Origin of the sequence: Amycolatopsis sp. M39, assembly GCF_001651785.1 — a bacterium.
GTDB lineage: Bacteria > Actinomycetota > Actinomycetes > Mycobacteriales > Pseudonocardiaceae > Amycolatopsis > Amycolatopsis rubida.
This window is the reverse complement of sequence record NZ_LWSF01000023.1, coordinates 108,022-129,867: the sequence shown is the minus strand read 5'-3', so window position 1 is coordinate 129,867 and position 21,846 is coordinate 108,022. Positions and strand designations below refer to the sequence as shown.

The 21,846-nt window shown below is 69.3% G+C and carries 20 protein-coding genes, 1 tRNA gene and 1 pseudogene; 19 read left to right on the top strand and 3 right to left on the bottom strand.

The window, feature by feature from the left end; genetic code table 11:
* Positions 1-52: 52 nt before the first annotated feature.
* Positions 53-748: a hypothetical protein gene (locus tag A4R44_RS34820; protein WP_067590300.1), complete on the top strand. Its 696-nt coding sequence runs from the start codon at positions 53-55 to the stop codon at positions 746-748.
* Positions 749-785: 37 nt separating this feature from the next.
* Here A4R44_RS34820 and A4R44_RS34815 read toward each other — a convergent pair whose 3' ends face one another.
* Entirely contained in the window at positions 786-1,277 is a 492-nt protein-coding gene (locus A4R44_RS34815; protein WP_067590297.1) for a YajQ family cyclic di-GMP-binding protein, read from the bottom strand.
* 118 nt (positions 1,278-1,395) lie between these two features.
* Here A4R44_RS34815 and A4R44_RS34810 point away from each other — a divergent pair.
* The 4 genes and pseudogenes from A4R44_RS34810 to A4R44_RS51905 all read left to right on the top strand — a co-directional run bounded on the left by A4R44_RS34810 (position 1,396) and on the right by A4R44_RS51905 (position 2,893).
* A tRNA-Tyr gene (locus A4R44_RS34810) sits at positions 1,396-1,477 on the top strand.
* 107 nt (positions 1,478-1,584) lie between these two features.
* Positions 1,585-2,073 (top strand): glycosyltransferase, encoded by a 489-nt coding sequence (locus A4R44_RS34805; protein WP_067590293.1) that lies wholly within the window; start codon positions 1,585-1,587, stop codon positions 2,071-2,073.
* A pseudogene (locus tag A4R44_RS51910) lies at positions 2,070-2,339 on the top strand (MerR family transcriptional regulator); the annotation flags it as partial. The gene A4R44_RS34805 and the pseudogene A4R44_RS51910, both read left to right, overlap by 4 nt.
* Positions 2,340-2,479: 140 nt before the next feature.
* A complete protein-coding gene (locus A4R44_RS51905) occupies positions 2,480-2,893 on the top strand; it encodes a TipAS antibiotic-recognition domain-containing protein (protein ID WP_369806003.1) in 414 nt (137 codons plus the stop codon).
* A gap of 5 nt (positions 2,894-2,898) precedes the next feature.
* On the opposite strand, the gene htpX is transcribed toward A4R44_RS51905, so the two are convergent.
* A complete protein-coding gene (htpX, locus tag A4R44_RS34795; protein WP_037816322.1) occupies positions 2,899-3,747 on the bottom strand; it encodes a zinc metalloprotease HtpX in 849 nt (282 codons plus the stop codon).
* Positions 3,748-3,894: 147 nt separating this feature from the next.
* Here htpX and A4R44_RS34790 point away from each other — a divergent pair, with 147 nt between their 5' ends.
* The 13 genes from A4R44_RS34790 to A4R44_RS34730 all read left to right on the top strand — a co-directional run bounded on the left by A4R44_RS34790 (position 3,895) and on the right by A4R44_RS34730 (position 17,079).
* On the top strand, positions 3,895-4,857 hold the full coding sequence (locus tag A4R44_RS34790) for a YncE family protein (RefSeq protein ID WP_067590290.1): 963 nt from the start codon (positions 3,895-3,897) through the stop codon (positions 4,855-4,857).
* 39 nt (positions 4,858-4,896) lie between these two features.
* The gene (locus tag A4R44_RS34785) at positions 4,897-5,766 is read left to right on the top strand and encodes an LLM class F420-dependent oxidoreductase (protein ID WP_067590287.1); all 870 of its coding nucleotides are present in this window, start codon (positions 4,897-4,899) and stop codon (positions 5,764-5,766) included.
* Positions 5,763-6,635, top strand: coding sequence for an LLM class F420-dependent oxidoreductase (locus A4R44_RS34780; protein ID WP_067590284.1), 873 nt, complete (start codon positions 5,763-5,765; stop codon positions 6,633-6,635). The genes A4R44_RS34785 and A4R44_RS34780 overlap by 4 nt, the downstream gene beginning before the upstream one ends.
* 203 nt (positions 6,636-6,838) lie before the next feature.
* Entirely contained in the window at positions 6,839-8,077 is a 1,239-nt protein-coding gene (locus A4R44_RS34775; RefSeq protein WP_067590281.1) for a class I SAM-dependent methyltransferase, read from the top strand.
* Positions 8,074-8,862, top strand: a complete 789-nt coding sequence (locus tag A4R44_RS34770) for a glucose-1-phosphate cytidylyltransferase (RefSeq protein ID WP_067590278.1) — start codon at positions 8,074-8,076, stop codon at positions 8,860-8,862. The genes A4R44_RS34775 and A4R44_RS34770 overlap by 4 nt, the downstream gene beginning before the upstream one ends.
* Positions 8,859-9,503, top strand: coding sequence for a PIG-L deacetylase family protein (locus A4R44_RS34765; RefSeq protein WP_067590275.1), 645 nt, complete (start codon positions 8,859-8,861; stop codon positions 9,501-9,503). The genes A4R44_RS34770 and A4R44_RS34765 overlap by 4 nt, the downstream gene beginning before the upstream one ends.
* Positions 9,504-9,507: 4 nt before the next feature.
* Complete coding sequence (locus A4R44_RS34760; protein WP_067590272.1) at positions 9,508-10,530, top strand: NAD(P)-dependent oxidoreductase; 1,023 nt, start codon at positions 9,508-9,510, stop codon at positions 10,528-10,530.
* Positions 10,530-11,765 carry a DUF4910 domain-containing protein gene (locus A4R44_RS34755; protein ID WP_067590269.1) on the top strand — a complete coding sequence of 412 codons (1,236 nt, stop codon included), beginning with the start codon at positions 10,530-10,532 and terminating at the stop codon, positions 11,763-11,765. Before A4R44_RS34760 ends, A4R44_RS34755 begins: the two co-directional genes overlap by 1 nt.
* Before the next feature lie 4 nt (positions 11,766-11,769).
* Positions 11,770-13,098 (top strand): hypothetical protein, encoded by a 1,329-nt coding sequence (locus A4R44_RS34750; RefSeq protein ID WP_232791905.1) that lies wholly within the window; start codon positions 11,770-11,772, stop codon positions 13,096-13,098.
* Positions 13,095-14,048 carry a glycosyltransferase gene (locus A4R44_RS34745; protein ID WP_067590266.1) on the top strand — a complete coding sequence of 318 codons (954 nt, stop codon included), beginning with the start codon at positions 13,095-13,097 and terminating at the stop codon, positions 14,046-14,048. The genes A4R44_RS34750 and A4R44_RS34745 overlap by 4 nt, the downstream gene beginning before the upstream one ends.
* On the top strand, positions 14,045-15,226 hold the full coding sequence (locus A4R44_RS34740; protein ID WP_067590263.1) for a polysaccharide pyruvyl transferase family protein: 1,182 nt from the start codon (positions 14,045-14,047) through the stop codon (positions 15,224-15,226). The genes A4R44_RS34745 and A4R44_RS34740 overlap by 4 nt, the downstream gene beginning before the upstream one ends.
* Positions 15,223-15,762 (top strand): dTDP-4-dehydrorhamnose 3,5-epimerase family protein, encoded by a 540-nt coding sequence (locus A4R44_RS34735; protein WP_067590260.1) that lies wholly within the window; start codon positions 15,223-15,225, stop codon positions 15,760-15,762. The genes A4R44_RS34740 and A4R44_RS34735 overlap by 4 nt, the downstream gene beginning before the upstream one ends.
* 6 nt (positions 15,763-15,768) lie before the next feature.
* Complete coding sequence (locus A4R44_RS34730; RefSeq protein WP_067590257.1) at positions 15,769-17,079, top strand: glutamate-1-semialdehyde 2,1-aminomutase; 1,311 nt, start codon at positions 15,769-15,771, stop codon at positions 17,077-17,079.
* On the opposite strand, the gene A4R44_RS34725 is transcribed toward A4R44_RS34730, so the two are convergent.
* Positions 17,051-20,233: a BTAD domain-containing putative transcriptional regulator gene (locus tag A4R44_RS34725; protein ID WP_067590254.1), complete on the bottom strand. Its 3,183-nt coding sequence runs from the start codon at positions 20,231-20,233 to the stop codon at positions 17,051-17,053. The genes A4R44_RS34730 and A4R44_RS34725 overlap by 29 nt on opposite strands.
* 118 nt (positions 20,234-20,351) lie before the next feature.
* Here A4R44_RS34725 and A4R44_RS34720 point away from each other — a divergent pair, with 118 nt between their 5' ends.
* Positions 20,352-21,833: an FAD-dependent monooxygenase gene (locus A4R44_RS34720; RefSeq protein ID WP_067590251.1), complete on the top strand. Its 1,482-nt coding sequence runs from the start codon at positions 20,352-20,354 to the stop codon at positions 21,831-21,833.
* Positions 21,834-21,846 lie beyond the last annotated feature (13 nt).

Genomic DNA, 21,846 nt, shown 5'->3' with positions numbered 1-21,846 from the left:
CTGGCGACCACAGCTCCTTGATCAGGAACCACGAAAACGGTAACGGGGGATCATGCGCCGCACTGCCGTGCGTCTGGCCGCCGTCTGCGCGGCGGTAGCGCTCACCGCGTCGTGCTCCCCGCGGCCGGCTGGCATCGGAGCGATCGTGTACCCGATGGAAGACGAACCCGGCGACACCCCCGCGCCGGTTCTGCCGCCGCGACCGGAGAAGCCGCGCCTCGCCGAGCACCCGGCGGAAACCCACCAGGGCAAGAACACCGCGACCGTGCCGTTGACCTGGCCGTCCGGGGTCTCGGGATTTCTCACCTTCGACTGCCCGAAGTGCACCGGACACGTCGCCGTGACGACCGACGGCACGGAAAGCCTGCTGGTCAACGACGGTGACGCCTACCACGGGACGGCCTGGTTCAACGTCTCCCCCGGCGGCACATCGGTGCACACGCTGGCGGTCGAGGCAACGGGCTCGTGGACCGCGACGATCACCGACTACCGCGGAGTGCCTGCCGTCGAACCGGGCAAGCCGTACAACGGCCACGGGGACGCGGTCCTCGCGGTGCCCCCAGGCATGGTCATGGGGAAGTTCTTCACAGGTTCGAAGGGCTCGAACGGAGTCTGGGTGCTTGCCGACGGCTACCCGCGTCTGGCGGTGAACCACATCGGCGAGACGACCGGGGAGTTCGCGCTCACCGGACCCACGTATGTGGCGGTGGAGACGTTCGAGGCGGAGTGGACCTTTACCGCCTGGTGAGGCGCTGCGGACGGCTTGGCGTCCGCAGCGCCATCGCTCACCGGTAGTTGGTGAACTGCAGAGCGATCTCGAAGTCCTTGCCCTTCAGCAACGAGATCACCTCCTGCAGCTGGTCCTTCTTCTTGCCCGACACCCGCAGCTGGTCGCCCTGGATCTGGGCCTGGACGCCCTTCGGGCCCTCGTCGCGGATGAACTTCGCGATCTGTTTCGCCTTGTCCGACGCGATGCCCTGCAGGATCTTGCCGCTGATCTTGTAAATCTTGCCGGAGATCGCGGGCTCGCCCGCCTCGAAGGCCTTCAGCGAGATGTTCCGCTTGATCAGCTTCTCCTTGAAGACCTCCACCGCCGCGAGGGCGCGCTCTTCGGTCTCCGACTCGATCGCGATGGCTTCCTCGCCGGACCAGTTGATGCCGGTTCCGGTGCCGCGGAAGTCGAACCGCGTGCCCAGTTCCTTGCTGGCCTGGTTGAGCGCGTTGTCCACCTCCTGGCGGTCGACCTTGCTCACCACGTCGAAAGAGGGATCCGCCACGTGTCCTCACACCTTGTCTCAGCTCGTCAGGGACCCCCAGCGTAGCGCCGGGGGATCCCGGTTGACCGCCCGTCCGGGCCGTTGGGTATCCTTCTTCCCGGCCGGTTCGCCCGGCCATGGCAGGTTACCCAAGCGGCCAAAGGGATCTGACTGTAAATCAGACGGCTCAGCCTTCGGGGGTTCGAATCCCTCACCTGCCACACCACAGAGCAGCCCCGTGATCCAGTCACGGGGCTGTTCTCGTGTATCCGCGGCTTTCCGGCTCGGGCTTGACCCTCCTGCGGCAGGAGGCTCCAGGCTCTCCCGCATGAACGAATTTCGCGGCCCGGTTCCGGCTCCCGCCTTCGACGCGGTGTCGCCGGGCAACTATCTCGGCTTTTACGGGATGCCGATGTTTCCGAACGTGCCCACCGCCGACCTCGAAGCTTCGGCTGACTTCTGGCTTCGCGGGCTCGGCTTCGACAACCTGTTCACCTTGCCGGGCCAGGTCGTGCACCTGCGGCGCTGGGCGTTTCAGGACGTGCTGCTCAAGCCGGGGACCCCGGCGGCTCCGAGTGCGGTCAGTATCAGTTTTTCCTGTGTGCTCGGCGAACTCGACGAAATCGCCAAGCGGTGTGCGGAAATCGCGCCGGGCTGTACCAGCGGGCCGGAGTTGATGCCGTGGAACTCGCGGGAGTTGACGGTCGTCACGCCGGAGGGCACGAAAGTCGTGATGACTGCGGCGGAGCCGATCGATCCGGACGGACCCGTCGCGGAGCGGTTGCGTGCTGCGGGGATCGACGTGCCACGGCCGTGAGCTGCGACACTGAGGGCGTGACCGAGCAAGACGGCCTCACTGTCGGACGCACGGCGACGCTGGTCGGCGTGAGTGTCAAAACCCTGCATCACTGGGACGCGGTCGCCCTGGTGCGTCCGAGCGGGCGTACCAGGGCCGGCTACCGGGTGTACTCCGCCGAGGACATCGCGCGGCTGCATCGGGTGCTCGTTTACCGCGAGCTGGGTTTCCCGTTGTCGGAGATCGGGCGGCTTCTGGACGACCCGACCGCCGACGCGCACGCGCATTTGACCCGGCAACGGCGCGAGCTGCGAGACCGGATCGCGCGGTTGGAGCACATGGTGTCCGCAGTGGACCGCATGGCGGCGGCGACCCGCGGCGGGATGCAGCTGACGGCGGAGCAGCAGGTCGAGATCTTCGGGTCCGAGTGGAATCCGGAGTGGGTCGACGAGGCCGCGGAACGCTGGGGCGGCACCAAGCAGTGGGCGGAGTACCGCGAGCGGACCACCGAACTGACCCCGCGGGACTGGNGGACTGGCAGGAGGCCGCTGCCGAGCACGAGACGCTCCACGCGGACCTGGCGGCGGCGCGGCGGGCGGGGGTTGAGCCTGGGTCGGCGGAGGCGAACACGCTCGCGGAGCGGCATCGGGCGACGTTGTCGAGATACTTCGACTGCACGCATTCGATGCAGGTGTGTCTCGGGCGGAAGTTCGTGGAGGAGACCGGGTACGCGGAGTACTACGACGCGTTGGCACCTGGGCTCGCGGGCTGGCTACGGGACGTGATTTTCGCCAACGCGATCGGGCAAGGGGTGGATCCGGCTACCGCGGTGTGGGAGTAACGCTGTCAGCGGCCCCGAGCCATCTCCTCCAGCCGCCGGATCCGATCCTCAATCGGCGGATGTGTGGAGAACATCTTGCTCAACCCGGCCCCAGGCCGGAACGGGTTCGCGATCATCAAATGCGACTGCGACACCACCGCGGGCTCCGGAGCCAACGGCGCGGCCCGCGTCCCCCGCTCCAGCTTCCGCAACGCCGAAGCCAACGCCAGCGGATCCCCCGTCAGCTCAGCCCCGGAAGCGTCCGCCTGGTACTCCCTCGACCGGCTCACCGCCATCTTCACCACCCCGGCCGCGATCGGGCCGATCAGGACCAGCAGCAGCGACATGAACGGGTTGCCTTCGCGGTCATTCCCGCCGAAGAAGAACGCGATATTCGCCAGCACGCTGACCACGCTCGCCAGCGCCCCGGCGACGCATGAGATCAGGATGTCGCGGTTGTACACATGCGACAGCTCGTGCCCGAGCACCGCGCGCAACTCGCGCTCGTCGAGCAGCTCCAGGATCCCGGTGGTGCAGCACACCGCCGCGTGCTGCGGGTTGCGCCCGGTCGCGAAGGCATTGGGCGCCGCGGTGGGGCTCACGTACAGCGAGGGCATCGGCTGCCGCGCGGACGTCGCCAGCTCTCGCACGATCCGGTACATCGCGGGCTGCTCGACCTCCGACACCGGCCGCGCGTGCATCGCGCGCAGGGCCATTTTCTCGGAGTTGAAATAGGCGTAGGCGTTCATCCCGAGCGCCACGATCAGGCCGATCACCAGGGCTCCACGGCCGAACAATCCGCTGATCCCGACGATGATCGCCGAAAGCAGACCGAGCAGCATCGCCGTCTTCAGCCCGTTGTGGTGCTTGTGCACGCGCGCTCGCCTCCGTCCGCTCTGGCAGGTGCCGCAAGGTGGGTTACTCACTGGAAACAACGCGATCGGGGGACCCGAAGTTCCTTCACCCGATCCTTGTCCGAGTTAGGGTCGGCGGGCAACCCAACCGACCGGGGCAGGTGAGCGATGCGAGGTTCCCAGTTGTCCCGGCGAGGGCTGTTCGGCCTGGTCAGCGCGGGCGCGGCGGCGCTGCTCGGCAGTACCGCGGCGGCGGCCGGGCGGGTCACCAGCGTGCAGGTCGGCGGGGCACTTTCGGCGCTCTCGGTGAGTCCGGTCACCGGGCTCGTGTACGCGGCCGACCAGGCGTCCGGCATGGTCGTCGTCCTCGATCCGGACGCGGAGCGGGTGGTGGCGACGCTCGCGGTGGGCGGGGAACCGAGCGATGTGGCGGTGGACACCGACCGGATCTACGTCGCCAATCCGGCCGGCGGCACGGTGCTCGCGTTCGACAGCCAGACGCACCGGTTCCTGAGCGGCGTCAGCGCGGGGGCGGGCGCGTCGGCGCTCGCGATCGATCCGCAGGCCGACCTCGTGTACGCGGTGAGCGGCAAGACCGGCACGTTCGCGGTGCTGGACAGCATCAGTCTCACTCAGCGGGACCTGCTGCCCGCGCCGAAGCCGGGACTCGCCGGGATCGCGCTCGACCGCGGCAGGCGGCGCGCCTACTGCACCAGCCCGAGCACGAACTCGGTCGAGATCTGCGACCTTGACGCCGGGGCGTTCACCGCGAGCGTTCCGGTGGGGGCTGCTCCGACCGGGATCGGTGTCCATGAACTGAGCGGGGCGGTGTTCGTCGCGAATTCGGCGATCCACCATTTGTCTATTGTGGACGGATCGACGCGGGCACCGGTCAAGACGGTGCCGCTGCGCAGCGAGGCGTCGTCGCTCGCGGTGCATCAGGGCAGCGATGTCGTGTACACCAACGGCGGGCAAAATGGACTGTCCCGTGTGGACGGACGAACCGAAACTCTTGCCGGCGAGCTGAGCCTCGGGGTGAATCCGGGTGCGGTGGCGGTGGATCAGCGCACCCGCACGGTGTACGTGACCGACCCGCTGCACGGCACGATCAACGTCGTGCGCGATTTCTGACTGCTCGCATGAAGTTACTCCAGGTATACGGTGTCGGGTATGGAACTTGGCCTCCAGGTCCCCGACTTCACCGTGCCGGGAGGGACCGCCGCACTCGGTGTGGAACTGGCCGAGACGGCGCGGGCGGCCGACGACGCCGGGTTCGCGTATCTCGCGGTGATGGACCACTTCTTCCAGATTCCCAGCGTCGGCCCGAGCGACCGCGCGATGCTTGAGGCGTACACGACACTCGGCTACTTCGCCGCGCACACCCAACGCGCGAAATTGTTCACCTACGTCACTGGCGCGATTTACCGGCATCCCGGACTGCTCGCGAAGGCGGTCACCACGCTCGACGTGCTGTCCGGCGGGCGGGCGATGCTCGGCATCGGGGCCGGCTGGAACGAGGAAGAAGCCCGCGGTCTCGGGTTTCCGTTTCCGTCCGCCTCGGAGCGGTTCGAGCTGCTCGAGGAGAACCTGCGGTATGTCCGGCAGATGTGGGACGAGGACGACAAACCGTTCGCCAGCAAGCATTTCACCGCCGAAAGACTGCTCAACAGTCCGCAGCCGCCGCACCGGCCGCCGATCATGGTCGGCGGTGGCGGCGAGAAGAAGACGCTGCGACTGGTCGCGAAGTACGGCGACTTCTGCAACATCGGCAACGGCCCGGATCTCGAACGGAAGCTCGGCGTGCTCAAGCGGCACTGCGAAACCGAGGGCCGCGACTACGCCGAGATCGCCAAGACCGTTTACCACTACCTGGACATCGGTCCGTCCGGGGAGAAAACCGGCGAATTTCTCGCCGAGGCGCACCGGCTGCACCGGCTCGGGGTGCACGCCGTGATCGGCCCGATGCCCGGCGGCGCGGACCGAAGCAGGATCGAGATTTTCGCGCAAGACATCATTCCGGCGGTTAAGGAGTTGGCATGAAACTCGGGTTGCACCTGGCTCAGCAGACCTGGCCGAACGGCCCGGCGGCGCTCGGCGCCGACCTGGCGCGGGTGGCCCGTACCGCGGACGAGGCCGGGTTCGAATACCTGTCGGTGATGGACCATTTCTTCCAGATTTCCAGCTACGGCCCGCCCGAGCACGAAATGCTGGAAGCCTGGACCACGCTCGGCTTCCTGGCCGCGCACACCGAGCGCGTCAAGCTGCTCACGCTCGTCACCGGCGTCATTTACCGGCACCCCGGACTGCTCGCGAAGGCGGCGACGACGCTCGACGTGCTGTCCGGCGGGCGGGCGATCCTCGGCATCGGGGCGGGCTGGAACGAGGAGGAATCCCGCGCACTCGGGTTCCGGTTCCCGCCGATGAAGGAGCGGTTCGAGCAACTCGAAGACGCGCTCCGCTACGTCCGCCAGATGTGGGCCGATGGCGACGAACCCTTTGCCGGCACGCACGTCAGCGGTGAGCGATTGCTCAACAGCCCGCAGCCGATCCAGCGGCCGCATCCGCCGATCATGATCGGGGGCAGCGGCGAGAAGAAGACCCTGCGGTTCGTCGCGCAGTACGGCGACATCTGCAATATGCTGCCCAACGCGGACCTCCCGCGCAAACTGGAAGTCCTGAAGCAGCACTGCGAAGACGCCGGCCGCGACTACGCCGAGATCACGAAAACCGCTTCGCTGCGGCTCGACACCGGTGAAAACGGCGAGAAAACCGGGCAACTGCTGGATGAACTGGGCCGGCTGTCGGAGCTCGGATTCAGCGTCGCGACCGGCTGGGCGCACGGCGTGCCGGATCCCGCGGTGCTCGAACGGTTCGCCACCGAAGTGATCCCGGCGGCGGAAAAACTGTGATCCGCTGACGAACGGGTGAGGTGCTGCGCCATCCGGTGCCGGCCGCCCACCCGTTCGCCGCAGCACCTCGCGGCATTCCGCCGCTGTCATTGTCTCGGTTCCGAATCGACTCCGCCGACGTTCCCGGCGTGCTGTAACGACGGCCGGGTGCGAATCGACCTGCCCTACGCAGATCGCGCACACGAGTCGGAGGAGCCCGGTACATGACCACATGTCGACTCTGCGGTTCGGAAAGAACCGCCAGCGTGGTCGACCTCGGCGCGACCCCGCCGTGCGAACGGTTCCTGACCGCCGCGCAGCTGGCCGAACCCGAACCGACTTTCCCGCTGCATCTCGAAGTGTGCACGGAATGCTGGCTCGCGCAGCTCCCGCCGTTGCTCGACCCGGCCGACACTTTCACCGATTACGCCTATTTCTCGTCTTTTTCCACCTCGTGGGTCGAGCATGCGAAACGGTTCACCGACGCCGCGGTCGAACGGCTCGGGCTGACCGACCGGTCTTTCGTCGTCGAGGTCGCCAGCAACGACGGATATCTCCTGAAGCACGTCGTGGAGCGCGGAATCCGTTGTCTCGGCGTGGAACCTTCGGTGAACGTCGGGCAAGCCGCCCGCGAGGCCGGGGTGCCGACGCACACCGCGTTCCTCTCCGAGGACACCGGCCGGGAGGTGCGCGCCGAACACGGTTCGGCGGACCTGGTCGTGGCGAACAACGTCTACGCCCACATTCCGGACATCCGCGGGTTCACCCACGGGCTGCGCGCGCTGGTCGCGAACGACGGCTGGGTGTCGATCGAGGTGCAGCATCTGCTCACGCTGATCGAGAAGAACCAGTACGACACGATCTACCACGAGCATTTCCAGTACTACACTGTCGAATCCGCGCGGCGGGCGCTGGCGGGCGGCGGGCTGACCGTGGTCGACGTCGAACTCCTGCCCACGCACGGCGGGTCGATCCGGCTCTGGGCGCGGCCCGCGGCGGCCGCCGGGGAGCCGAGCGCGCGGATGACCGACGTGCTGGCGCGGGAGAAGGCGGCCGGGCTGCACGAGCTGTCCGGCTACGCCGAATTCGCCGACCGGGTCACCCGCGTCCGGCTCGAATTGCTCGAATTTCTCCTCGCCGCCCGCAAAGCCGGGAAAACGGTCGTCGGGTACGGGGCGCCCGGCAAGGGCAACACGCTGCTCAACCACTGCGGCATCCGCCCGGACCTGCTGGCCTACACGGTGGACCGCAATCCGTACAAGCACGGCCGGTTCACGCCGGGCACCCGGATCCCGGTCGTGGAGCCGGACCGGATCGCGGCCGACCGGCCGGACTACGTGCTCGTCCTGCCCTGGAACCTGCGGGACGAGCTGACCGAGCAGCTTTCCTACGTCGGCGCGTGGGGCGGCAAGCTCGTCTTCCCGATTCCGCGCCTGGAAATCGTCGAGGTGGCAGTGAAGTGAAGGTCGTTCTGTTCTGCGGCGGCTACGGAATGCGGATGCGCAGCAGCGAGGCGTCCGACGTGCCCAAGCCGATGGCGATGGTCGGGCCGCGCCCGCTGATCTGGCACGTGATGCGCTACTACGCGCATTTCGGGCACACCGAGTTCGTGCTGTGCCTTGGCTACGGCGCGCACCACATCAAGGACTTCTTCCTGCACTACGAGGAAACGACGTCCAACGATTTCGTGCTGCGCGGCGGGAAACCGGAACTGCTGTCCACCGACATCGCCGACTGGACGATCTCCTTCGTGCAGACCGGCATCGAGTCGCCGATCGGCGAACGGCTGCGCCGCGTGCGCGACTATCTCGACGGCGAGGAGATGTTCCTCGCCAACTACGCCGACGTCCTCACCGACGCGCCGCTGGACACCATCGTCGAGCGGTTCGCCAGCAGCGACGCGGGCGCGTCGATGCTCGTCGTGCCGCCGCAGTCGTCGTTCCACTGCGTCGAGATGGACGAGGGCGGCCGGATCGGCGCGATCACACCGGTCAGCGAGCTCCCGCTGTGGGAGAACGGCGGCTACTTCGTGCTGCGGCAGGAGGTTTTCGACCACATCCCGGAGAACGGCGATCTGGTCGCCGACGGCTGCGGCGAACTCGCCAAGCGCGGCCGGCTGCTCGCCTACCCCTATCGCGGGTTCTGGAAGCCGACCGACACGGTCAAGGAACGCTACGCACTCGACGCCGCTTACACGCACGGCGACCGGCCGTGGGCGTTGTGGGAACGCGAAAAGGTGCACTCGTGATCCGCCTCGGTGCCGAGGTGAGGAGCATCGTCGTGCTCGGCGCGCACTGCGACGACATCGCCATCGGGGCGGGCGGCACGCTGCTGGAAATCTGCGGGCAGCGCCCCGGGCTTCAGGTCGACGCGCTGGTGCTGTCCGGCGGCGGCACCGACCGGGAGACCGAGGAACGCGCCGCGCTGGCCGCCTTCTGCCCGGGAGCCGAGCTGAACGTCACGGTACTCAAGCTGCCGGACGGACGGCTCCCCTCGCACTGGGAGGAAGCCAAGAACGCCCTGGAGGACCTCCGCCGCCGCACCGATCCGGAGGTCGTCTTCGCGCCCCGCACCATCGACGCGCACCAGGACCACCGCGGGCTCGCGCAGCTCGTTCCCACGGTGTTCCGCGGGCATCTGACGCTGGGCTACGAGATCGTCAAATGGGACGGGGACCTCGGCCGGCTGCCCGCGTACTCGCCGATGTCCGACGACGTCATGCAGCGCAAGATCGAACTGCTGCACCAGCATTACGGCTCGCAGCGGCACCGGCCGTGGTACGACCGCGAGGCGTTCCTCGGCCTCGCGCGGATTCGCGGAATCGAATGCCAAGAACGCTACGCCGAGGCGTTCGAGACGAACAAACTCGTCATCGACCTAAGGGGCTGAAGACATGCGCGTGCTGCTCACGGGGCACACGGGATACCTGGGCACGGTGATGGCTCCGGTGCTCGCCGCGGCGGGACACGAGGTCGTCGGCCTCGACTCGGGCCTGTTCGCCGCTTGTGTGCTCGGCCCGGCCCCGCGCGATCCGGTCGGGCTGGCCGTCGACCTGCGGGACGTGAAAGCCACCCACTTGCCGGGCTTCGACGCCGTGATCCACCTCGCCGCGCTGTCGAACGACCCGCTCGGCTCGCTCGCGCCCGAACTGACCTACGACATCAACCACCACGCGTCAGTCAAGCTCGCGAGACTCGCGAAGGACGCCGGGGTCTCGCGGTTCCTCTATGCCTCGACCTGCTCCGTCTACGGCGCTTCCGGCGGCGGTGGCCTGGTCGACGAGGACGCGCCCCTGCGGCCGGTGACGCCGTACGCGGAGTCGAAAGTCCGCGTGGAAGCGGAGGTTTCCGACCTCGCCGACGACGACTTCACCCCGGTGTACCTGCGCAACGCCACCGCGTTCGGCTTCTCTCCGCGGCTGCGCGCCGACATCGTGCTGAACAACCTGGTCGGCCACGCCTACCTGTCCGGCGAGGTCCTCGTGCTTTCCGACGGGACACCGTGGCGGCCGCTGGTGCACGCCGACGACATCGCCCACGCGTTCACCGCCGCTCTCGAAGCCCCGCGCGAAGCCGTGCACAACAGAGCGTTCAACATCGGCACCGAGCGCAATAACGTGACGGTCGCCGAAATCGCCGAAGAGGTCGTCGCGGTGGTGCCTGGCGCCAAGCTGCGGATCACCGGCGAGGCCGGGGCCGACCCGCGTTCGTACCGGGTCGATTTCTCCCGGTTCCGCGACGCGGTCCCGGCGTTCGACTGCAAGTGGGGCGTGAAAGACGGTGCGCTGCAACTGTTCGACGCCTACCGCCGCAACAGCCTCACCCAAGAACAGTTCGAGCGCCGCTTCACCCGGCTGAACTGGTTGAGCGACCGGCGGGCCGCCGGTGCCGTCGACGCCACCCTGCGGCACGCCTGATGCGCACCGGGCCCGAGATGCACGCTCTGGTGGAACGGTTGTACCCGTTCTGCCGGAGCATCACCGGCGACGGCGTACGGCAGACCCTTGCCGTCATCGGCGAGCACCTCCCGCTCGACCGGTACGAGGTGCCCAGCGGCACCGAGGTGCTGGACTGGACCGTGCCGCCGGAGTGGAACATCCGCGACGCCTTCGTCGCGGATTCCTCCGGACGGCGGGTGATCGACTTCCGGAAGTCGAACCTGCACGTGGTCGGCTACAGCGTCCCGGTCGACCGAGTCGTCAGCCTCACCGAGCTGCGCACGCACCTGCACACGCTGCCCGAGCAGCCGTCGCTGATCCCGTACCGCACCAGTTACTACTCCCCCACCTGGGGTTTTTGCCTCGCCCAAGACGTCCTCGACACGCTGCCGGACGGCGACTACCACGTCAAAATCGACTCGACGCTCGCCGACGGCCACCTCACCTACGGCGAGCATGTCGTGCCGGGCGAGGTGTCCGACGAGGTGCTCGTCTCGTGCCACCTCTGCCATCCGTCGCTGGCCAACGACAACCTCGCCGGCATCGCGGTCGCCGTCGCGCTCGCGCACGCGCTGGCCGGAGAAAAGCCGTACTACACCTACCGGTTCCTGTTCATGCCCGGCACGATCGGCGCGATCACCTGGCTGGCGCGCAATTCCGAGCGCATCGAGCAGGTCAAGCACGGCGTCGTGCTGGCCTGTGCCGGAGACCNCGGGGACGCCGACATCGACCGCGTCTTCGCGCACATCCTCAAGGACAAACCGCACGAGATCCGCGAGTTCTCGCCGTACGGCTACGACGAGCGCCAGTTCTGCTCCCCCGGTTTCAACCTCGGCGTCGGCTCGCTCACCCGCACGCCGTACGCGGGCTACCCGGAGTACCACACTTCGGCGGACAACCCGTCCTTCGTCGACCCGGATTCGATGGCCGACACCCTCGACACGCTGCGGACGGCGCTTTCCGTGCTGGATCGCAACCGGCGCTACGTGAACCTCAGCCCGTACGGCGAACCGCAGCTCGGCAAGCGCGGACTGTACGACTCGCTCGGCGGGCGCAGCGACGCGAAACAAGCGCAGCTGGCCATGCTGTGGGTGCTCAGCCTCTCGGACGGCGACCACAGCCTCCTCGACATCGCCGAACGGGCGGACCTGCCCTTCGGTGCCGTGGCCGCGGCGGCCGATGCCCTTCAGGCCGCCGGACTGCTGAAGGAGTGAGGCCATGCCGTCGATCCTGCGTTCGCGAGCCGTCCGCGCGATGGCGGGACGGCTCAGCTGGGGCCTCGGGGACCAGGCCGTTTCGAGCCTGACCAACTTCGTGGTCGGCCTTTACGTCGCGCGCTCGCTCGGCGCGACGGCGTTCGGCCTGTTCAGCATCGCGTGGGTGACCTACGGCGTCCTTCTCAACATCTCCCGCGGCCTCGCCACCGACCCGTTGATGGTGCGCTTCTCCGGCGTCGCCAGGGCGAGCTGGCGGGCCGCGGTGGGCCAGGCCGTCGGGACGGCGTTCGTGGTGGGCGTCGCTTCCGGTGCGGTCAGCGTCCTTTTTGGACTCCTGGTGGGCGGGGCGCTCGGCGGGGCGTTCGTGGCGCTCGGGGTGGTGCTGCCGTTCCTGCTCGTCCAGGACGCCTGGCGGTTCGGGTTCTTCGCGCAGGGCACTGGGCACAAGGCGTTCCTCAACGACGGAATCCAGGCCGTCGCGTTGTTCCCGGCGCTGGTGCTGGCCGCGCGTTACGACACCGTGGTCGCGTTCCTGCTGGCCTGGGGCTGTTCGGCCGGGGTCGCGGCCGCGTTCGGCTGGGTGCAGACGAGCGTGCTGCCGCGGCTCGACGGGGTGCGCGAGTGGCTGCGGGAGCACCGTGACCTCGGCGTGCGCTATCTCGTGGAGAACGTCAGCAACAGCGGTTCGTCGCAGCTGCGGGCGTACGGGCTGGGCGCGATTTCCGGGTTGGCCGCGGTCGGCACGGTGCGCGGGGCGGAACAGCTGCTCGGCCCGTTTCTCGCGCTGCTCATGGGACTTTCCCTCGTCACTGTCGCCGAGGGGGCGCGGGTGCTCCGGCAGTCGCCGCATCGGCTGTGGCACTTCTGCGTGGTACTCGGCGCCGCGCAGGCGGCAGCTGCCCTGATCTGGGGACTCGGACTGTGGTTCTTCATCCCCGACGACGCCGGCCGGTTCGTGCTCGGTTCGCTCTGGGACAGCTCGTCGCCGCTGGTCCCGGCGGTCACGATGGCGGTCGTCGGCGCGAGCTTCACCACCGGCGCGACGGCCGGGTTGCGTGCGCTCGGGATGGCGCGGCGGAGCTTGCGGTCGCAGCTGATCTCGTCCGCGTGCTACGTCGTGTTCGGCCTGATCGGGGCCGTGCTCGGCGGCGCGGCCGGTTCGGAGTGGGGCGTCGCGGCCGCCACGCTGACCGGTTCGGCCGTGTGGTGGTGGCAGCTGCGCAGCGCGCTGCGCGACCACTTCGCGGCGGCCGTCGAATTTCCCGCCGCGTCAGGTTCATTCAGCCAAGCAGAACTCCATTCGGCCTCCGAGGAGATGAAACCGGCATGAGCACGGTCCCCCGGCTGACCATCGGTCTGCCCGTGTACAACGGCGAGGAATTCCTCAGCGAAGCACTCGACGCGCTGCTCGGACAGACCTACGAAGACTTCGAACTGATCATCTCCGACAACGCGTCTCAGGACGGCACGGAAGAGATCGCCCGGAAGTACGCTCAGGAGGACTCGCGGATCCGGTATCTGCGCCAGCCGCGCAACATCGGCGCGACCCCGAACCACAACAGCCTGCTCGACCAGGCGCGCGGCGAGCTGTTCAAATGGGCCTCGCACGACGATCTCTACGGCCGGGAGCTGCTGGCCAAGTGCGTTGAAGCGCTCGACGCTCGGCCGGAGATGATCCTCGCGCATTCGCACCAGGCGATCATCGACGAGAACGGCGCGGTGACAGTGCCGCTGGACTACCGGCACCAGACTGACGCGCCGCGGCCGTCGGTGCGGTTCAAAAGCCTGCTGTTCGAGCCCGGCGGAGACGATTTCTACGGCGTGCTGCGCACCGAGGTGCTGCGCAGGGTCACTCCGATGGACAGCTACCACCACGCCGATCGCACGTACGTGGCCGAACTGGCGCTGCACGGGCCGTTCTATCAAGTGCCTGAGCTGCTGTACTTCCGCCGCGACCATCCAGACCGGGCGGAACGCGCGAACCCGAGCAAACGCTCCCGGTGCGCGAATCTCGATCCGAAGCGCGGCAACGCGGTCACGAACCCGACCGCGCGGCTGCTCGCCGAGTACGTCTGGGGTTTCGTGCACGGAATCCGCTCCGCGCCGCTGTCGTCGGGAGAACGCCGCGCCTGCTACCTCGCCCTGGTCGAATGGTTTGCCAGCCGGGCCCGGCCCGGTGGCGGCGGGGAACGCGTCGAGGACCGGGCTCCGGTGCACGCGGCCGAACTCAACCTCACGGTCGACCGGGTGGTCGCGGGGCGCGAACGGCGGGTGCTGTGACTGTTCGAGTCGGCGTCTTCGGACTGCTCGGTTCAGGCAACCTCGGCAATGACGGTTCGCTGGAGGCGGTGCTCGGCTTCCTGCGAGCCGAACATCCGTACGCGAAGGTGTCCGCGTTCTGCGGCGGGTCGGACACCATCCGCGCGCGGTACGGGATCCCGGCGGTGCGGCTGAACTGGTACAGCGGCGAATACCGGCCCGCTTCCGGGCTGCGGTCGATCGTGGTGAAAGCTCTCGGGAAGGTCATCGACGTCTTCCGGACGGCGTGGTGGGTCCGGCGGCAGAACGTGGTGATCGTTCCCGGCATGGGTGTGCTGGAGGCGACGCTTCCGCTGCGACCGTGGGGATTTCCGTACGCGCTGTTCCTGCTCTCGCTGTGCGGGCGGCTGGGGCGGACGAAGGTCGCACTGGTCAGCGTGGGCGCCGACCGGATCCGGGTGCCGGCGACGCGGTTGCTGGTGCGATCCGCGACGCAGCTCGCGACGTACCGGTCCTTCCGCGATGAGCTGTCGCGCTCGGCGATGGCCGACATGGGTGTACGGGTGACGAACGACCGTGTGTATCCCGATCTTGCCTTCGCCCTGCCGACGCCCGCCGCGGTGGAGGATCCGCGTGCCGTTGGCGTCGGCGTGATGGCTTATTACGGCGGCAACGACGACCGTGCCCGCGGCGAGGAGATTTACCGGGCGTACGTGGACGCGATGACGGAGTTCGTGCGGTATCTGGTCGAGCAGGAGCGTCCGGTCCGGCTCTTCATCGGCGACCGGATCGACCGCGAGGTGGTGCAGGAGATCGTCGAGACGGTCGACTCGCCGCTGCTGTCCGCGGCCGTCCCCGGCACGCTCGGCGAGCTGATGCGCGCGATGGCCGAAGTGGGCACGGTCGTGGCTACCCGGTACCACAATGTGTTGTGCGCGTTGAAGGTCGGGCGGCCGACGGTCGCCATCGGCTACGCGAAGAAGAACGACGTGCTGATGGCCGAAATGGGGCTCGGCGAGTTCTGCCAGGAGGCGCGCGCGATCGATGTGCCGCGGCTGATCGGCCAGTTCGAGGAATCGCAGCGGCGCGCTCCGGAGCTGAAGGCGGAACTCGCCGCTCGCAACGAAGCCCGCAACCAGCAGTTGAAAGACCAGTTCGCCCTGTTGTCGAGGACACTCATTCCCGCGGAGGTGTCGTGAAAGCCGTTCCCGTGCCGTCGATTTCCGGCGTGTGGCTCTTTCAGCCGACACCGCACCGAGACGATCGCGGCTTCTTCTCGCGGACCTTCGACGCCGGCGTCGCACGGTCGGCCGGCATCGATCCGGACGGGTTCGCCCAAGACAGCGTGTCCCGCTCGGTACGCGGCGTCGTGCGCGGGATGCACCTGCGGTCCGGGGCCGGCGAGGCGAAGCTGGTGCGTTGTTCGTACGGAGAGGTGTTCGACGTCGTGGTCGACCTGCGGCCGGGATCGCCGACTTTCCGTGCCCTGGAAACGTTTCGCCTCTCAGGCGACACCCAGGAGAGCATCTATGTCCCGGCCGGCTGTGCACACGGTTTCCAGGCGCTGAGCGAGGTCGCCGACGTGTCGTACCGGATCGACCGCGCGCACGACCCGTCCGAGGACGTCGCCATCGCGCACGACGACCCGGAGCTCGCCATCCCGTGGCCGCTGCCCGCGGCTTTGCTGTCCGAACGCGACGCGTCGGCTCCTTCACTGGCCGATGCCTTGAGGTGACCCGTCATGGACCTGCCCCTCTCCCGGATCGCGAACGAACGCCTGCACCGCGCCATCCCCGGCGGTGCGCACACCTACGCCAAAGGCGAGGACCAATACCCGGAAAATCTCGCGCCGGTCATCTCCCACGGCCGCGGTGCCTACGTCTGGGACGTCGACGGCAACCAGTACCTCGAATACGGTTCCGGCCTGCGCGCGGTCAGCCTCGGCCACGTGCATCCGCGGGTGACCTCGGCCGTGCGCGACGTGCTGGAGCGGGGCAACAACTTCGTTCGTCCATCCATTGTGGAGCTTGAAGCGGCGGAACAGTTCCTGGAGACGGTGCCGACCGCGGACATGGTGAAGTTCGCGAAGAACGGCTCCGACGCGACGACCGCCGCCGTCCGGCTCGCCCGCGCCGCCACCGGACGGCCGCTGGTCGCCCAATGCGCCGACCACGCGTTCTTCTCCACCGACGACTGGTTCATCGGCACCACCCCGATGTGCTCCGGAGTTCCCGCCGCGACGATGGCGATGACGGTGCCGTTCCCGTACGGCGACCTCCCGGCGGCCGAGCGGATGCTGCGGCAGTTCCACGGGCAGGTGGCGTGCCTGATCCTGGAACCCACCAAGGGCGTGGACCCGCCCGAGGGCTACCTCGCCGGGCTGCTCGAACTCGCGCATCAGCACGGCGCGCTGGTGATCTTCGATGAGATGATCACCGGGTTCCGCTACTCCGAGCACGGTGCACAGGGACTGTACGGCGTAACGCCGGATCTCTCGACGTTCGGCAAAGCGCTCGGCAACGGCTTCGCGGTCGCGGCGTTGGCCGGCCGACGGGACTTGATGGAGCTGGGCGGCCTACGCGATTCGCGGGACCGGGTGTTCCTGCTGTCGACGACGCACGGCGCGGAGACCCCCGCACTGGCGGCCGCTATGGCGGTAATCGAGGTCTACGCGGCGGAGGACGTGACGGCTCGGCTGCACGCGCTCGGGGCGCGGCTGGCTGCCGGGGTGAGCGAGGCAGCGGCTGCGCACGGGGTCAGCGAGCGGGTGCTGGTGCGGGGGCGGGACAGCAATCTGGTGTTCGCGACCCTCGATGGGGATGGCGCTCCGTCGCAGGAGTACCGGACGTTGTTCATGCGGCGCTTGCTGGAGAACGGGGTACTGGCTCCGTCCTTTGTGGTCAGTGCGGCGATGACGGAGCAGGACATCGACCGGACCGTGGAAGTGGTCGCGTCGGCCTGCGTGGCGTACCGGAAAGCGCTGGAGGCCGGGGATCCGTCGCCGTGGCTGGGCGGGCGTCCGGTCAAGCCGGTGTTTCGCCGAAAAGCCTGACCCGCACCGAGAGCAGAGCCGACGGAACGGTCAACTGCCAGCCGCGCTCGTAGGCGGCAGCGAAACCCTCGTCGCCAAGTTCGGTGCGGGAGCGGGCGCTCAGCGCGCGGATCTGCAGATCGGTCCGGTCGTGCGCACCGCGCAGCCTGGCCGCCGCGCCGAGCAGGGCGGCCGCGTCTCGGTAGCGCCCGTACAGCGCGGCGACACCGGCTACAGCCACTGCCACCATCGCCAGGATCGGCATGTCCGAGCTGTCCACCGCGGCGAGGTACGCCCGGCTCAGCGCCGCTTCGGCCCCTGGTCCGTCGCCGGTCTCGAGGCAGAGCGCACCGCGCGCCACGGAGATCAGGGCCTGATTGTGGCCGCCGCCGGACTGCGGGTGTTCCGACAGCCCGGCCTCGACCGAATCGAGCAGCTCGCGGGCCCGGTCCAGATCGCCGATCCGCACCCACAGGCCAGCTTCCAGCGCGTCGGTCAGGATCCCGAGTTCGGGAGAGGACACGCGCTCCCGGTTGGCGGCGATCATCCCGGCCGCCCGCGCGGTTTCGCCGCGCCGGACGTGCAGGTCGATCGAACGCAGGTTGAGGAAGACCTCGTCGCTGACGCTGAGCGAGCCGAACTCGCGGGCCAGCGTCCTGGCCTGGGCCAGATCGGCCAGCCCGCCGCCGAGATCGCCGTCGTACTGCCGCAGCAGCGCGCGCAGCGGCAGTGCGGTGGCGAGACCCCAGCGGTCGCCGGCCCGGCCGAAGATCTCCAGCGCGGCGGCGACGTCGCCGCGGACCTGGTCGAAGTGACCCGCGTTCTCCGCGAACTGAGCCCGGAACAGGGACGCCAGCCCGGATAGCCATTCGTCCGGTCCGTCGATGAACCGCTGAACGGTCTCCGGCGACGCGCTCGTCTCCGGGATGGTGGCCAGCCGGAGCGCGACCAGCGCGCCGGCGAAGGACGGCAGCTCCGGCCGGTCGGCGAGCGCCCGCAGGTGCTCGCGCCAGTCGGCGGGCGGGGCATAGGCGGCGAACCGGTTGATCAGCAGCACCTGCTCGGCGACGGCGCGCAGCACGCTCGGCTGCGCGCCCGGCGTCGAAACCGCCTCGCCGAGCCAATGAACCGCGTCGGTGTGGCTGCCGAGCATCTGCCAGTACCAGGTCAGGTTCACCGCGAGCCCGATCGCGCCGTCGGCGTCGCCGGTGTCGCAGAGGTGGCGCAGGGCGGCGAGCACGTTGTCGTACTCGCCGCGGAGCACCCGCAGCGCGTCCAGCTGCCGAGGGCCGCGCAGCAGCGGGTCGTTTTGGGCGACCAGACCTGCGAAGTACTCGGCGGCGAGGTCCCGCACGCTGGTCCGGAGTTCTTGTGCGGCAAGGCTTTCCAGCCCGTATTCGCGGATCGTCTCCAGCATCCGGTACCGGCCGGTGTCCGGGACGAGCCGCAGCAGCGACCGGTCGACCAGGTCCGCGAGCAGATACGGGATCTCACCGGGCGGCACCGCGGCGTCCGCGCAGACCGCGGCGGCCGAGTCCCGGGTGACTCCGCCGGGCAAGACCGAGATTCGTTCCGCGACCGTGCGCTCGTCCGGGCTGAGCAGCTCCCAGCTCCACGCGATGACCGCGCGCAGCGTGCGGTGCCGAGGGAAGGCGGTCCGGCTGCCGGTGGCGAGCAGCCGGAACCGGTCGGACAGACCGGCCGCCAGGTCTGGCAGGGCAAGCGTGCGCAGGCGGGCCGCGGCCAGTTCCAACGCCAGCGGCAAGCCGTCCAGGCCGCGGACCACCGTCGTGACGTCGGCGAGATTCGTCTGCTCCACCACGAAACCGGGACGCACGGCCGCGGCCCGCTCGGCGAACAGGCGCACCGCCGCGGTCCGCCGGGCCGGTTCGACCTCCGCGTCCGGCTCGGGCAGGGCGAGCGGGCCGAGCGGCACCAGCGCTTCGCCGTCGACGGCCAGCGGTTCACGGCTGGTGGCCAGCACCCGAAGCCCGGCGCACCGGGACAGCAGCGCCTCCACCAGCTGGGCCACGGCGACGACGAGATGCTCGCAATTGTCCATCAGCAGCAACCGTTCCCGGCCGCCGAGCTGGTCCGCGAGCACGTCCAGCTCGGCACCCTCGACCCGCGTCCTCGCCTCGAACAGCGCGCCGCCGCGCATCCTGATCCCGGCCAGCACGGCCGCGCCGACCTCGGCCGGTTCGGAGACCGAAGCGAGGTCGATCAGCCAGGCGCCGCCCGGGTACTCGTGACGGCGGGCGGCTTCCAGCGCGAGCCGGGTCTTGCCTGCTCCGCCGGGGCCGAGCACGGTGATCAGCCTGCCGGCGGCGAGCAGTTCGCCGATCCGGGCGAGGTCGTCGTCCCGTCCGACGAAGCTGGTCAGCGCCGCCGGGAGGTTGCCCGGGCTTCCCGTGGGAACCGCCGCGACCGGGTTGCGCAGCAGGCGCAGATGCCGCTCTCGCAGTGCGGTGCCTGGGTCGGTGCCGAGGGTCTCGGCCAACGCCTCGCGGATCTGTCCATAACAAGCGAGCGCGTCGGCTTGGCGGCCTCGTGCGGCCAGCGCGTCCATGAGCAGCGCTGCCGCCCGCTCGTGGACCGGGTGCTCAGCGAGCAAGCCGGACAGCCGGGTGGCAGCCGCCTCGACGCGGCCCAGCGACAGTTCGGCGTCGGCGAGATCAGCCACCGCTTCGACGGAGACCTGCGCGAGCCGGGTCGCGGCGGCTACCGACACCGCGGCGACGGCCGCTGGCTCGGCGCGGGGCTGGTCGCCCCACAGCGCCACGGCCTCGCCGAGCACGTCCGCGGCGGCCGACAGACCGCCGGTGCGCAGATAGTCCCGGCCAGCGGCGATGAGGTGTTCGAACCGCACCACGTCCACGTCCGCCGGAGCCACGTCCAGCCGATAGCCGCCAGCGGCCTGTACGACGACGTCCGCCGAACCGAGCATCCGGCGCAGCCGCGAGACGAGGGCCTGCAGAGCGTGTGCGGGATCGGCGGGCGGGTCCTCGGCCCAGATCGCATCGACCAGGACTGCGGGCTCGACCGTGCGCCCTCCGGCGAGCGCCAGCCGCGCGGTCAAGGCTTGCAACCGCGGGCCGGGGACGGGCAGGACGGCATCGCCGCGAGACACCTGCACAGTGCCGAGCAGCGTCACGCGTAGCGGGACAGCAGCCACCCTTCGATCTTCCCGTGTCGGCCCGATGGCCGCCTGAGCCGGGGTGTGCGCGCCGTGTGCGCCTCGTGTGAGCGGCGGCGGGCAATCTCGGGCTCACCACACAGAAGAAGGGGTTGTCATGCATGACGTAGTGATCGCGGGAGCCGGGCCGGTCGGCCTGTTCCTCGCCGGTGAACTGGCGCTCGCCGGCTGTTCGGTGCTGGTCCTGGAAAAGGAGGCGGACCCGCATTCCCCGTGGCGGAAGATGCCGCTCGGGATGCGGGGGTTGTCGGGCGGGTCGGCCGAGGCGTTCTACCGCCGCGGAATGCTGCGCCCGCTGCTGGCCGAGTCCGGCCTGGCCCCCGCCGAGGAAGAGCAGGTGCGCCCGAGCTGGGTCGGCCATTTCGCCGGCACTCCCCTCGACCCGGCCGACGTAGACCTCTCCGCGCTGCCCTACCGGCTGCCCAGCCCGGCCCTGGACGGCATCATGACCAGCCTTGAAGCGGTCGAGACGGTGCTGGCCGAACGGGCGGTCAAACACGGTGCCGAGATCCGGCACGGCGTCCAGGTCTCCGGTCTCGTCCAGGACGACGAGGGCGTGCTCGTCCGCGACGGCGACCACGAGTACCCGGCTCGCTGGCTCGTGGGCTGCGACGGCGGACGCAGCACGGTGCGCCGGCTCGCGGGCTTCGCCTTCGTCGGCACTGAGCCGCAGCTCACCGGGTACGTCGCGCTGGCGACGTTCGCCGATCCCGGCGAGCTGACTCCTGGCTTCAATCTGACCCCGGCGGGCATGTACCTCACGATGCCCACGCCCGGCCACTTCGGCGTGCTGGACTTCGACGGCGGCACGTACGACCGTTCGCAGCCCCTGACCCGCGAGCACCTTCAAACGGTGCTGCGCCGAGTCTCCGGCACCGACGTGACGCTCGACGAAGTGCACCTCGCCTCCAGCTTCACCGACCGGGCACTGCAGACGACCGGATACCGGCGCGGCCGTGTCCTGCTCGCCGGCGACGCCGCGCACATCCACTCGCCGCTGGGCGGGCAGGGGCTCAACCTCGGCATCGGCGACGCCATGAACCTGGGCTGGAAGCTCGCGGCGACCGTGCGCGGGGCCGCGCCGGACGGTCTGCTCGACACCTACGTCGCCGAGCGCCATCCGATCGGCGCGCGGGTGCTCGACTGGTCGCGAGCCCAGGTGGCGGTCATGCGCCCGGACCCGCACTCCCGGGCGATCCAGGCTGTGACGCGCGACCTGATGACAACCCGCGCCGGTACCACCTACGTCTTCGAGCGTGCCTCAGGACTGTCGCTCCGCTACGACCTCGGCGACGACCATCCGCTGGTCGGCCACAACGCGCCGGACTTCCGTCTCGCCGACGGCAATCGCCTCGGCGAGCTGCTGCAGGACGGCCAAGGTGTCGCCCTCGACTTCAGCGACGACGGACGGCTGCGCGACGTGGCGGAGCGTTACCCGGTCCAGTACAAGGCCGTCCCGGCGCACGACGACCTCGGTTACGACGCCGTGCTCGTCCGGCCGGATGGCATCGTCGCCTGGGCCAGCGACCGCGACCCGGACCCCGGCTCGTTCGAAAACGCCCTCACCCGTTGGTTCTGACCCTTTCGCAGAG